The 13,346-nt window shown below is 39.3% G+C and carries 13 protein-coding genes; 7 read left to right on the top strand and 6 right to left on the bottom strand.

The window, feature by feature from the left end; genetic code table 11:
* Positions 1–2 precede the first annotated feature (2 nt).
* Positions 3–1,337 carry a two-component system sensor histidine kinase PmrB gene (locus RFX69_RS00850; protein ID WP_000559381.1) on the top strand — a complete coding sequence of 445 codons (1,335 nt, stop codon included), beginning with the start codon at positions 3–5 and terminating at the stop codon, positions 1,335–1,337.
* Here the strand turns inward: RFX69_RS00850 and RFX69_RS00855 are convergent, their stop codons facing one another.
* The 3 genes from RFX69_RS00855 to RFX69_RS00865 form a co-directional block, all read right to left on the bottom strand.
* Positions 1,338–2,036 carry a phosphatase PAP2 family protein gene (locus tag RFX69_RS00855; RefSeq protein WP_000184466.1) on the bottom strand — a complete coding sequence of 233 codons (699 nt, stop codon included), beginning with the start codon at positions 2,034–2,036 and terminating at the stop codon, positions 1,338–1,340.
* Between the two features lie 152 nt (positions 2,037–2,188).
* Entirely contained in the window at positions 2,189–3,376 is a 1,188-nt protein-coding gene (locus tag RFX69_RS00860) for an ammonium transporter (protein ID WP_002001094.1), read from the bottom strand.
* Between the two features lie 302 nt (positions 3,377–3,678).
* Positions 3,679–4,563: a LysR family transcriptional regulator gene (locus RFX69_RS00865; protein ID WP_289332950.1), complete on the bottom strand. Its 885-nt coding sequence runs from the start codon at positions 4,561–4,563 to the stop codon at positions 3,679–3,681.
* A 116-nt stretch (positions 4,564–4,679) separates the two neighbouring features.
* Here RFX69_RS00865 and RFX69_RS00870 point away from each other — a divergent pair, with 116 nt between their 5' ends.
* The 3 genes from RFX69_RS00870 (at position 4,680) to RFX69_RS00880 (ending at position 7,414) form a co-directional block, all read left to right on the top strand.
* Positions 4,680–5,585 (top strand): AEC family transporter, encoded by a 906-nt coding sequence (locus RFX69_RS00870; RefSeq protein ID WP_032001064.1) that lies wholly within the window; start codon positions 4,680–4,682, stop codon positions 5,583–5,585.
* Positions 5,586–5,681: 96 nt separating this feature from the next.
* Positions 5,682–6,698: a molecular chaperone DnaJ gene (locus RFX69_RS00875; RefSeq protein ID WP_289332951.1), complete on the top strand. Its 1,017-nt coding sequence runs from the start codon at positions 5,682–5,684 to the stop codon at positions 6,696–6,698.
* 137 nt (positions 6,699–6,835) lie between these two features.
* On the top strand, positions 6,836–7,414 hold the full coding sequence (locus RFX69_RS00880) for a methyltransferase domain-containing protein (RefSeq protein WP_289332952.1): 579 nt from the start codon (positions 6,836–6,838) through the stop codon (positions 7,412–7,414).
* A gap of 63 nt (positions 7,415–7,477) precedes the next feature.
* Here RFX69_RS00880 and RFX69_RS00885 read toward each other — a convergent pair whose 3' ends face one another.
* Positions 7,478–10,357 carry a valine--tRNA ligase gene (locus RFX69_RS00885; RefSeq protein WP_000128721.1) on the bottom strand — a complete coding sequence of 960 codons (2,880 nt, stop codon included), beginning with the start codon at positions 10,355–10,357 and terminating at the stop codon, positions 7,478–7,480.
* A 196-nt stretch (positions 10,358–10,553) separates the two neighbouring features.
* On the opposite strand from RFX69_RS00885, the gene RFX69_RS00890 reads away from it, so the two are divergent.
* From RFX69_RS00890 to RFX69_RS00900, 3 genes are read left to right on the top strand one after another with little or no spacing between them, the layout of a single operon-like run.
* Positions 10,554–11,231, top strand: a complete 678-nt coding sequence (locus tag RFX69_RS00890) for a hypothetical protein (RefSeq protein ID WP_271056339.1) — start codon at positions 10,554–10,556, stop codon at positions 11,229–11,231.
* A 25-nt stretch (positions 11,232–11,256) separates the two neighbouring features.
* A complete protein-coding gene (locus tag RFX69_RS00895) occupies positions 11,257–12,063 on the top strand; it encodes an SDR family NAD(P)-dependent oxidoreductase (protein WP_001086059.1) in 807 nt (268 codons plus the stop codon).
* 54 nt (positions 12,064–12,117) lie between these two features.
* A complete protein-coding gene (locus RFX69_RS00900) occupies positions 12,118–12,558 on the top strand; it encodes a nuclear transport factor 2 family protein (RefSeq protein WP_289332953.1) in 441 nt (146 codons plus the stop codon).
* On the opposite strand, the gene RFX69_RS00905 is transcribed toward RFX69_RS00900, so the two are convergent.
* On the bottom strand, positions 12,548–12,982 hold the full coding sequence (locus RFX69_RS00905; protein WP_289332954.1) for a YbjQ family protein: 435 nt from the start codon (positions 12,980–12,982) through the stop codon (positions 12,548–12,550). The genes RFX69_RS00900 and RFX69_RS00905 overlap by 11 nt on opposite strands.
* 7 nt (positions 12,983–12,989) lie before the next feature.
* On the bottom strand, positions 12,990–13,340 hold the full coding sequence (locus RFX69_RS00910; RefSeq protein ID WP_000927246.1) for a YbjQ family protein: 351 nt from the start codon (positions 13,338–13,340) through the stop codon (positions 12,990–12,992).
* Positions 13,341–13,346: the final 6 nt, after the last annotated feature.

A 13,346-nucleotide genomic window follows, 5' to 3' on the forward strand; every position in this document is an offset into this window, starting at 1 on the left:
AAGTGCATTATTCATTAAAAAAACGACTAATTTGGGGCACCTCAATTTTCAGTGTCATCTTAGGTTGTATTTTAATTTTTAGTGCTTATAAGGTTGCACTTCAAGAAGTCGATGAAATTCTAGATACTCAAATGAAGTATTTAGCGGAAAGAACAGCTGAGCACCCTTTAAAAACTGTAAGCAGTAAGTTCGATTTTCATAAAACTTACCACGAAGAAGATCTGTTTATCGATATCTGGGCTTATAAGGATCAGGCCCATTTGTCTCATCATTTACATTTGCTGGTTCCACCTGTTGAGCAAGCGGGATTTTATTCTCATAAAACCGCTCAAGGTATAGTCAGAACTTATGTTTTACCTTTGAAGGATTACCAGATTCAGGTCAGTCAGCAAGAGAGGGTTCGTGAAGCTTTCGCTTGGGAGCTTGCGGGCAGTATGTTTATTCCGTATTTAATTATTTTACCTTTTGCAATATTTGCCTTAGCAGCCATTATTCGTCGTGGTTTAAAACCAATAGATGATTTTAAAAATGAGTTAAAAGAACGCGATTCCGAAGAACTCACTCCAATTGAAGTACATGATTATCCTCAAGAGCTTTTACCTACTATTGACGAAATGAATCGTCTTTTTGAGCGCATCTCTAAAGCGCAAAATGAACAGAAGCAATTTATTGCCGATGCTGCTCATGAACTACGAACACCTGTGACTGCATTGAACTTACAAACCAAGATTTTGCTAAGTCAGTTCCCCGAGCATGAATCATTGCAAAACTTAAGCAAAGGTTTGGCACGTATTCAGCATTTGGTGACTCAGCTTTTAGCATTGGCAAAGCAAGATGTAACTTTAAGTATGGTCGAGCCTACTGGATATTTTCAACTCAATGATGTGGCATTAAATTGTGTGGAGCAGTTGGTTAACTTGGCTATGCAAAAAGAAATCGATTTAGGTTTTGTTAGAAATGAACCCATCGAAATGCATAGTATTGAACCTACTGTACATTCGATTATTTTTAATTTAATTGATAATGCAATTAAGTACACCCCGCATCAGGGTGTTATTAATATTTCAGTTTATACCGATCCAGATCACTACGCATGTATTCAAATTGAAGATAGCGGTGCAGGAATAGACCCTGAAAATTACGATAAAGTCCTTAAGCGTTTTTATCGCGTGCATCACCATCTTGAGGTGGGAAGTGGTCTAGGTTTATCTATTGTAGATCGTGCAACTCAAAGGCTTGGTGGGACTTTAACTCTCGATAAGAGCTTAGAGCTTGGCGGTCTTTCTGTATTAGTGAAATTACCTAAAGTCTTACATTTACATGAAACAAGAGCGTGATTACGTAAGCTCTTGTTTCACTTGTTTTTCGAACTCAAAACGATGAATACAAATCGCATAAAATAAAATATTTATTGCCCAAACGACCCAGCCTGTCCATAAGTTATGGCTTAGGAAATGTGCTCCTCGCATCATTTGCGCCCAACCCATCATGAAACCTAATAAAATACCGGAGAATAAATAAAAGTAAGCACGTTTAGGTTGTTCAAGACGATAAACAAAATATCCTGTCATTAAAATAAAACCTGCACTTGCATGACCGCCTGGAAAACAATGGCCATGTTTAGCGCTAAAGTCCCAAATATAGCTTCCTAAAGTATTAGGGTGAACCATATTCCAAGGGCAGGCGTGAGCAGATTGTGATTTTATTAGGCCAACTATACTGCTACCGAGCATACTGACAAAAAACATATAGCCATATTGCCAGCGATAAGGTTTTAATTTTTTTAATTTAAATGACGCAAGCCATAAACCAAAAAAGATAACATAAACGGCGGTGATGATTTGTTTTACAATTTCATGATTAAGTCTTTCAAGATACCAATTGTCCCGATTGAAAAAATGACCTGTTGAATCAATCCAAGGTTGGATGAGGTACATATCAATCTTCCCACCGACTGGAAATACAAATAGAAGAATAAAAAAACTGAAAAAAAGAAAGAGAATATTAATTTGGAAAAAAAGTTTTTGATTAGTCATTCTGATGCAATATCAATCGACAATAGGTGCGACTAATTACATAAAATTAACCTTAAATTGCTCTTAAACTATATTAGTGAAAGAAGTTCAATTTTCCATAAAAAATAAAAAAGCGACGAGTAGTATCGTCGCCTTAAGCACTTTAGAAAGTATTAAAACATACCTTCTTCAGAGTTTGCTGAGATCTTATGAATAGATAAGTCTGCACCACGGAACTCATCTTCTTGAGATAGGCGAATGCCAATGGTCGCTTTAAGGATGCCATAAACAATGAAACCGCCAGCCAGTGCAATGGCAATCGCGAGTGCTGTACCGATGAGCTGAGAGATGAATGATACGCCGCCTAAACCACCTAGCCATTTTTGACCAAAAATACCTACGGCAATACCACCAAATGCACCGCATACACCATGTAGCGGCCAGACACCAAGAACGTCATCAACTTTGAGTTTGTTTTGGGTATAGGTGAATAGATACACGAACATGGCACCCGCTGCACCACCAATCACAAGAGCACTGACTGGATGAACAATGTCAGAACCTGCGCAAATAGCGACTAAACCCGCAAGTGGACCGTTGTGTAAGAAACCAGGGTCATTTTTTCCAATCGCATTTGCTGTAATCGTTCCGCCGACCATTGCCATAAGGGAATTAATCGCAACGAGACCAGAGATTGCGTCAACACGCTGAGCACTCATCACGTTAAAGCCAAACCAGCCTACAATCAAAATCCATGAACCAAGTGCCAAAAATGGAATAGAAGAAGGTGGGTGAGCACTTACACGACCATCTTTCTTATAACGGCCAGAACGTGCGCCCAACAATATGACAGCAGCAAGTGCAATCCAACCGCCCATAGCATGTACTACGACTGAACCGGCAAAATCATGAAAAGCTGCGCCAAAAGTTGTTTCTAACCACTTTTGCAGACCGTAGTTGCCATTCCAGACCATTCCCTCGAAGAACGGATAAACCAGTGCAACCAATGCGAGTGTGGCAATCGCTTGTGAACGCATTTTTGCGCGTTCTGCAATACCGCCAGAAATAATGGCAGGAATGGCCGCAGCAAAAGTGAGTAAGAAAAAGCAACGCATGAGGTTATAACCATGATCATTGGATAAAACCGTACCATCATGAAAGAAGTGCTGACCATACGAAATGTAGTAGCCAACAAAGAAATATGCGATTGCGGAGAGGGCAAAGTCAGTCAGAATTTTACTAAGCGCGTTCACCTGATTTTTGTGGCGAACTGTACCAAGTTCCAAGAATGCAAAACCTGCGTGCATGGCAAGAACCAAAACTGCACCAAGTAATAAGAAAAACAGATCTACATTTTGCATAGCATGCTCGAAAAAAGTGCTAAATTCCATTTTGGAACAAATCTGGGTCTGTAAATTGCACCAAAATAGATTTAAGGAATCTAAAAACCTAAGTTTGTCGAAACAAACTCAATTGCATAAAAGTGAATATGCAATAAGCGCACCAATTTGGATTGAAATAGAGGATTTTGGCGATAAATGGTGCGTTGATTTATTCAAGATAGGGCAATAAGGGCACTTTTTACGTTACAAGTCATCTAATATGTTGATAAATTGATCTGAAAGAGATCGTTATTAAATTTTTAAAAATTATCTATATTCAATTAATGATCGGACCAAACCTCTTGAGCAACTTCAATAAATGCTTTTACGGCTGGACTGATGTGTTTCTTATTTTTTACTGCAAGACCAATAGAACGTTTAAGGTTTGGTTTAAATGGTCGTTTAACTACGTTTGGATAAAGCGAGAGTAACTCTTTGGTGATTACCATATCAGAGACAATCGAATTCCCTAACTGGTTGTGGACCATACTCACAATGCTTAGAATTTGTGAAACATAAAATTTGATATCTGGTTTGACATTAAAATTTTTTAAAATTAATTCGACCTGATGTCGACTACCCGCCATTGTCATAATGAAAGGACAATTTTCTAGCTGTGCTGGATCAATATAGAGTTGCTGCGCGAGCGGGTAACCACTCGGAATTAGGGCCACAAAACGATCTTCAATTAAGGGAAATGTATCAAAACGCTCATCTGGCATAATCAAAAAACCAACTTCGATGCGTCGCTCTAATAACCACTGAGCAACTTCTTTATCCTCACCTTCATCGATATAAATTTCGATTTTTGGGTAGCGTTGCCGAAAGGTTTCTAAAATTTCAGGCAATAGATAAATAGAGGATGAAGCTCCAAAAGAACCGATACGTAATGTGCCTTCATTTAAACCATGAATGGCAGCTACTTCTTTTTCTAAGGTATCGGAAATACTCAACAGCTCTTTTACATGGGTTAATAACTGCTGACCTGTCGTCGTCAGCTCAATATCGCTTTGAGTTCTTGAAATCAGGTTAATGCCCCATTGTTGTTCTAATGATTTAAGCGCATGGGAAACTGCCGACTGTGAAATTCCCAGCTTTTCTGCGGTAGCTGTAAAGCTTTTTAGTTCAGCAATGAGTGCGAAAATTTCAAGCTGGGTAAATGTCATGTTGTACTTATTATGAGTAAAAACTCATTTTATCATGAGTTTTCATTATCTTTAATATATGAGTAAGCCAAGCTAATTGCCGAAACAGTAAGCCTCAACAAAACTCGAGTAAAGAAATGAATAGTATTGTTTTATCTCTTTTTCCTTTAGTTGCATTAATTGCATCGGGATACTTATTTAAAAAATATCGTTTTTTTAGCGATGAGTTTTGGGCTGGGGCAGAGAAGCTCAATTACTATATTTTATTCCCCGCTTTGCTTTTTAGTACGCTCTCGACTGCAAAAATTGGCTTAAAAAGCTTGAGTACAGCCATCATTGCGATGTTGATTGTAGTTTTGGCAGTCACCGCCTTTTTATACATACTTCGAATGTTTTGGCACATACCACCCGCACGTTTTGGTGTGCATGTACAAAGTATGGTTCGCTTTAATACCTATATTGGTTTGGCTCTAGTCACTTCGCTTTTTAAAAGTGAAGGAATGGCAATTCTGGCAATTTTATTAGCGCTTTGTATTCCGCTTGTGAATGTTATTTCGGTGCTCGCTTTAACGTCTAAAGAACACATGGCAATTAAACCTGTTTTGATTGCTCTTCTTAAAAATCCATTAATTGCATCGTGTGTAGTCGGGGCAGCAGTCAATGCACTTCACCTCCCGATTTGGGAAGGCTTTACTCAGTTTATTAAGCTTTTTTCAGTGTCGAGTTTGCCACTAGGTTTGTTATGTGTTGGCGCAGCTTTACAGTTTATGCAAATTAAAAAAGACATTGTGGTATTGGCGGCAGATACGTTTGCTCGACTTTTAGCAGTACCTGCTTTGGCTTATATGGTCTGCATGTGGTTTGATTTACCAAGCTTGCAAACTCAAATTTTAGTTATTTTCTTTGCGCTACCGACTGCTTCTGCTTCATACATTTTAACCAAAGTTTTGGGTGGCGATAGTCAGCTCATGGCAGCCGTAATTAGCTTTCAAACGTTATGCGCCGCCGTGACTTTGCCACTAGTGATTTGGTGGATTTCTTGAGATATAAATCTTTAGTCTGACTCGTATTTAAAGAAGGCTTTGCTACCTTCCTCATATAATTATTGCTACACTTTTTTCTTTTTCGGGTGGATGAGTATGTCCTTTGATCTCAAAGTGAGCTTGCAGCAAAGGTCTGAACCATCTGCACAGCAGAAAAAACTGAATCGCCTGATTGATAAAATAGAACAGCAAAAAGTTAGCCTGAGCGCTTGGCAAAATGCACAAGCTGAGATTCAACAGCACATACGACAAAAACTGATGCCTGTGTATAGCGATTTGCATGCGGTGCTATTTCAACAGTTAGAGCAACTTTGGAATATGTTACATAGCCATGAGTTTTCCAAAGCAGACATGCAACAACTCGATGAAAAAAATGCCCAGCTTGCACAAATGTTGAAACGCTCCAAAATGCTATCTGCTGAACAGTTGGAGCTAGTGAAGCAGATCGATACTTTTTATCAGCAGCATGCAGGGGAATCGGTAAAAAAGAATAAAAAAGCTCAGCCAATAGAATTTGAATATGAAGAAAATGCTGATAAAGGTTCAGAGTTTGAAGAAGAATTTGAAAAGTACGCTGCTGAGCAACAACAAGCGCGGGAACAAGCTAAACAGCAAAGACAACAACAGAAACGTGAACAAGCTGAGCAAATGGCAGCGCAGTCACTTAAAACAGTCTATTTAAAAATTGCCGCGATGATTCACCCAGACCGTGAGCAAGATGAAACTAAAAAATTAGAAAAAACGGAGCTGTTCCAACAGGCAAGTCAGGCTTATGAAAAGCAGGATTTGTTTTATTTACTCAAACTCCAGTTACAGCTTGAACAGAATAAAGGGCTAGGCGCTAAAGAATTATCTGCCGAACAGTTGCGATTTTATAAACTTGCTTTGGATGCACAAAGTCAGCAGCTTGAAAGCCAAATTACTGAGATTTTGGATTCTTTTCAGTTAGCAAAGAATGTGAAAGCAGAATATGTAAATATTAGTGATGTGTATAAAGCTATAGATGCTGACTGTGCTGAGCTAAAGCAGCAGGTGAAGTGGGAAAAGGAACGTTTAAAGCATATGAAAAAAGTGAGAGGGGTGGAGATGTTGTTGGGGCATGGGGTGCTTTAATCAGTTTCTAGGTTTTATGTGCAGCCATGAGACTACCGATGATTTGATAAGGTATAAATTCTGAAATAGGAAATCGTTGAGATTGGATTTTTTATAAAATATAGTGTGGAAATTATAAAAATTAAAAGATCGGATTTATGAATGAAAAATTTATTCAATTATCAAGAGAACTTAAACATAGACCTATTTTAGAAAAGGCTTTAGTTCATTTTCCTAACTTACCTTTAATTGCTATAGATTGCGGCTGTGGTGCTGGCAATGAATCTGCTTATCTACTCTCAAAGGGATTTAATGTTCATGCTTTTGATATTTCAATTGATGCACAAAAAGTCTGTACTGAGCGATTTAAAGATGAGTCTAGATTTAGTTTTTATCATGAATCTTTTGAAGACTTTAATTTCCCATCTGCAAGCTTAATTATTGCCTCATCAAGTCTATTCTTTTGTGAGCCAAGCTATTTTTATAGTGTAATTAAACGAATTATAAATGCGCTTCCTGAAGGCGGAATTCTGGTAGCTGATTTATTGGGGACTCAAGATGAATGGGTTGCTAGAGAACCTGCAAAATTTATAGGATTTACTTATCAAGATATAGCTGATCTATTCTTATATGATTTTAATTTATTGTTTCATAAAGAAATGAATGAAAATCTTCCTTTGTTGAGTGGTCATATAAAATCATGGCATCTCCATATGCTGATTCTACAAAAAAAGTAATTTTTAAATATAGAAAACCCAGGACCTGCTTGCACAGATTCTGGGTTCGTTTAACTAATTAAATTAAAGCGCAGCAATTTGCTCCATATTCGCTTTAACTTTCTCTAACTGAGCAGCAAACTCAGCAAGCTTCGCTTTTTCACCTTCAACAACCGCTGCTGGTGCTTTAGAAACAAAGCCTTCATTTGCAAGTTTATTTGCAATTTGGTCGTGTTGCTTTTGGATTTTATCCAAGTCTTTTTGCAAACGGCCAAGCTCAGCTTTAGGGTCAATTAAGCCTTTCATTGGTACAAATACCGATGCATGACCTACAACACTGGAAGAAGAAAGCGGTGGTTCTTGGTCTTTACCTAAGAACTCAATACTTTCGACTTTAGCCAATGCTTTGAACAATGCTTCAATACGAGTAATTTGTTCACGTTCAGCATCAGAAATGTTTTGAAGTAATACTGGTAATAAACGCGCATTACCTAAGCCCATTTCACCGCGAATGTTACGTACCGCACCAATCAAACCTTGAAGCCATTGCATATCTGCTTCAGCTTGTTCATTGATTTTTGCTTGCTCAGGAATAGGGTATTGAGCAGTCATAATTGTTGGGCCGCCTTGACCAAGCATTGGTGCAAGTGTTTGCCAGATTTCTTCTGTCAAATATGGCATTAATGGATGAGCTAAACGTAAAGAAGCTTCCATCACAGCAAGCAATACACGGCGTACTTCAGCTTTACGCTCTTCTGAAACTTCTGCATCGTTCAGAACTGGTTTAGTTAACTCAACGTACCAGTCACAGTATTCATTCCAGATAAAGTCATAAATCGCTTGAGCAGCAAGGTCTAAACGATACGTTGCAAACGCTTGGTGTACAGCAGCTTCAGCTTTTTGCAGACGGCTGATAATCCATTGTTCTGGAAGTTCCCAAAGATCAGGACGAGCATCGGTACCAACAGTTTGGCCTTCAACATTCATGAGAACGAAACGAGTTGCGTTCCAGATTTTGTTACAGAAGTTACGGTAGCCTTCAACACGTTTTAAGTCGAATTTGATGTCACGACCCGTGTTTGCAAGGGCACAGAACGTGAAACGAACTGCGTCAGTACCATAAGCATTAATGCCTTCTGGGAATTCTTTACGCGTTGATTTTTCAATCTTCGCAGCATCTTTCGGGTTCATGAGGCCAGTCGTACGTTTTGCGACTAAGCTTTCTAAATCAATACCGTCAATCAAGTCTAATGGGTCAAGAACGTTACCTTTAGACTTCGACATTTTCTGACCTTCACCATCACGTACCAAGCCGTGAACGTAAACCGTCTTAAATGGAATTTGAGATGAACCATCTTCATTTTTCATGAAGTGCATGGTCATCATGATCATACGGGCAACCCAGAAGAAGATAATGTCAAAACCAGTCACCAACACATCAGTCGGGTGGAAAGTTTTGAGTTCAGGCGTTTGTTCTGGCCAACCTAAGGTAGAGAATGTCCAAAGTGCAGATGAGAACCATGTATCAAGTACGTCTTCGTCTTGTTTAAGCTCAACATCAGCCGCGATGTTATTTTTCGCGCGAACTTCTTCTTCGCTACGGCCAACATAGATGTTGCCATCAGCATCGTACCAAGCTGGAATACGGTGACCCCACCAAAGCTGACGTGAAATACACCAGTCTTGAATGTCACGCATCCATGCCATGTACATGTTGCTGTACTGCTCTGGAACAAACTTAATACGACCATCTTGAACCGCTTCAATTGCAGGCTCTGCAAGAGGCGCAATTTTTACGTACCATTGGTCAGTTAATAATGGCTCAATAATCACGCCTGAACGGTCACCGCGTGGCGCTTTTAAGTCATACGGTTGGATTTGGTCTAACCAGCCTTCAGCTTCCGCTTGAGCAACTAATTTTTTACGTGCTTCAAAGCGCTCTAAACCAGCATAATCTGCAGGGGCAGTAATAGTTTTAGATATTTGTTCACCAGCTTTGGCAATATATTCAAACTCACCTAAAACTTCGGCGTTTTTGTTGAAGATATTAATGATTGGCAAGCTATTGCGTTTACCTAACTCATAGTCGTTAAAGTCATGAGCAGGGGTGATTTTTACACAACCAGTACCGAAGTCTTTTTCAACGTAGTCGTCAGCAACGATCGGAATTAAACGACCAGTAATTGGCAATACAATATTTTTACCAACAAGGTGCGCATAACGCTCATCTTCTGGGTGAACAGCAACAGCAGTATCACCAAGTAAAGTTTCAGGACGAGTCGTTGCAACTACGAGATAGTCTTTGCCATCTTGAGTTTTAACTGATTTATCTTCAAAGAAATATTTAAAGTGCCAAAGTGAGCCTTTTTCTTCTTTGCTTTCTACTTCAAGGTCAGAAAGAGCAGTTTGAAGTTTAGGGTCCCAGTTTACAAGGCGCTTACCGCGGTAAATTAAACCGTCTTCGTGCAATCGAACGAATACTTCTTTAACGGCGTTTGATAAACCTTCATCCATCGTGAAGCGTTCACGTGACCAGTCTACAGACGAACCTAAACGGCGAATTTGTTTGGTAATTGTGCCGCCAGATTGCTCTTTCCATTCCCAAACTTTTTCGATGAACTTTTCACGGCCTAAGTCGTGACGAGTGATACCTTGTAAGCCAAGTTGACGCTCAACAACCATTTGAGTTGCAATACCAGCATGGTCAGTACCCGGTTGCCACAAAGTGTTTTTACCCATCATACGGTTATAACGGGTGAGGGCATCCATAATGGCATTGTTAAAGCCATGGCCCATGTGCAAACTACCAGTGACGTTTGGTGGTGGAATCATGATACAGAATGATTCACCGTGACCAGAAGGTTTGAAGTAACCTTGTTCTTCCCACGTTTTGTACCACTTCTTTTCGATCTCGGTTGGATCGTAAGTGGTGGCAATATTTTGAGCGGTTTGAGCGTCAGTCATAGTAGCTTAGATCGAATATGCATAAAAAATTGCATCTATTGTAGCAAAAAATTGCCTCGAAATTAATGTGCTGAAAACAGATAAACGGTTTTGTATTTTTTTCAAAAAACGGTAGATTTATGAAGCATGGATCACAATTTAATCGTGTAGCGGCACGGCAGAAAAATTACAAAAGAATTGAAAAGGGATGCGACACATGAGCTACAAAGTTTTTTTAAAGATTTCCGATTCAACCTATACCCAGTTTGCTTCAATTCGAGAGAAATTACATGCTGGGGTAAGAGAAAGCCAGTCGAAAGTATTGGGGGATGTTCTTTCCGATTTGTCGTGTGAAATTATTGAGCAAGTTTTCTCTGTATTGTTAAAGGATGAGCAAGACAACTCTACTATGACTCAAAAACAGCGGTATGAGTCCGAGAAAGTTCTTCGGCAAATTTTAGATACTTTCCGAAAATATATGCCTTGGTCAGTCTCTTTTTTCGGTAATGAACGACTATTACCTTTAGTTGATTATATGACCTCACTCATGAAAGAACGTGAGCAAGAGGTTTATATTACATACCCGATCACACCTCAACTTGTACAACAGGCCCAAACACTGACTGAACAAATACGTGAGGGCAATATGCAAAGCGTAGAAAAAGCTTTTCAGACCTTAATTCAAATTGTGGATTTAGGTGTAACAAGCCTAGTACGTGAACCTAAAAAACGTTTAAAATTTAATTTGGTTGTCGATAAAACCCTAAATGGGGTCATTAATATGACAACGCATTTGGGCTATAAACGTTTGGAAAAATTGGGGACGCAGGTTGATCAAATGACCGCAACTCACTATATCAACCACTTTTTGGCCTTCATGCATCAAGCAGCATAATTTAAAAAGATAATAGGAAGTTAAAATGGCCAAACTTGATACTTTGCAAAATAAAGTGGTGTGGATTACGGGAGCCTCTTCCGGTTTAGGTAAAGCTTTAGCTGGTGAGTTTGCTTTGCAAGGTGCTCAAGTGATTTTAACTTCGCGTCGCTTTGAAGAGTTAGAAGAAGTTCGCGTTGGTTTACTCCATCCGGATCAGCACTTGTCGGTAGTTGCAGACATTACCAATCAAGAGCAAGTTCAAGAGGCTTATGAGCAGATTTTAAAAGCAAAAGGACGAATTGACTGGCTTATTAATAATGCGGGTTTAAGTCAACGTGCTCTTATTCAAGACACCACAATGGCAACAGAACGCGCCATTATGGAAGTCGATTATTTTTCACAAGTCGCTTTAACTAAAACCGTATTACCGACCATGCTAAAACAAAAGTCTGGCCGAGTCGTATTTGTCTCTAGTGTAGCAGGGCTTTTAGGTACGCAGTACCGTGCCAGTTATTCGGCTGCTAAAGCTGCTATTCACATGTGGGCCAACAGTTTACGTGCCGAGGTTGCCGATCAGGGCGTTGAAGTTTCGGTTATTTTCCCGGGCTTTGTAAAAACTAATGTTTCGTTTAATGCACTAAATGGTGCAGGGCAACCTCAAGGCCATCAAGATGAAGCAATCGAAAATGGACTAGAAGCCGATGTTTTTGCAGAACAGTCAGTTAAGGCATTAATGCAAGGACAGGAATATATTGTAGTGGGCGGTACTAAAGAAAAATTAGGCGTGATGGTTTCCCGTATGTCACCGAAACTACTCTATAAAATGATCCGGAAAACAAAAGTGAAATAAAAAAAAGATTTCGCCGTGCTAAATTGATGGAAAAACCCGCATAGAAGGTTCACCATGGATCAAGACTACCATCGTATTTTAGAGGTCATTACGCGTTTTCAATTGGTTTTTGACCAGAAAAATTGGGATGCGTTTGATGAGTTGTTAGCCGATCAACTTGAGGTGGACTATTTGCAGTTTAGAGGGGAGCCTTTATGTGTGGTGTCTTGTCATGAATATAAAGGTTCACGGCAACAAGCTTTGTCACATTTGCGGCTACAGCACAATTTAAGCAATCCTCTTATTCGGATTGAACAAGACCAAGCATGGTTAGAATGTAATTATCAAATTTATCGTTTTTCGGAAAATGATTATTTTCATTCTTTTGGTCGCTATTATTTTACTTTGGCAAAACAACGGGGCATATGGAAAATTACCGGAATTTGCCAACACTTAACTAAAAATATTGGCAATCCGCGTATACATTTTTCTGCTATGGGTCAGTTTAATCTTTGACTGCTGTTCCGTAGGCAAATACCTCTACCATTCCACCTTGCATACCCAGTTCGGTTGTACTCAGCCGAACTCCCATAATGTGATTGGCACCGACACTTTGAGCTTGTTGTTTTAGTCGTACAATCGCCTCGCGGCGAGCACGTTCAACAATACTTTCATAACTGGTCAGCCGACCACCTAAAATATTTTTTATAGAGGCCAGCACATATTTAAAGTAGTCATGCGAAATAACCACATTACTGCTAATAAAATGACCCAACTGGTCGCTTGTGGCAAAACGATTGGTATCAATTCTGATATGGGCAAATCGTTGCTCTTTTTCTAGAAGTTCATTTAAATGTTTTCGTTCAATATGGCGGCCAAAAGCCCAACCAATACTGAAAAGAATGAGAAAAATAACAAGCTGAAAAATAAGATTTTCCATTTTCTACCTATGCACTAAATGGATCGGGTAGATGAGGTGTTTGAGGCTGCACAACTACTGCTGTGCCATATACGAATAATTCAGAAGCACCTTGGGCAATATTTGAAGTTGAAAAACGAATACCCACAATTGCATTGGCACCAAGTTGCTGGGCTTTTACAATCATACGTTGCATAGCCTCTTGGCGAGATTCTTCTAATAATTCGGTATAACCCGTAAGTTCACCACCTACAATATTTTTTAAACTTGCCATCAAGTCGCGACCCACATGCTTACTACGGACGGTACTCCCGTAAACAACATCAAGCTGCTTTAAAATTTGGTGGCCTGGAACACTTTCTAAATTACTTAATAACATTGTTTT

It is taken from the genome of Acinetobacter sp. 148 (assembly GCF_031196675.1).
Classification (GTDB): domain Bacteria; phylum Pseudomonadota; class Gammaproteobacteria; order Pseudomonadales; family Moraxellaceae; genus Acinetobacter; species Acinetobacter baumannii.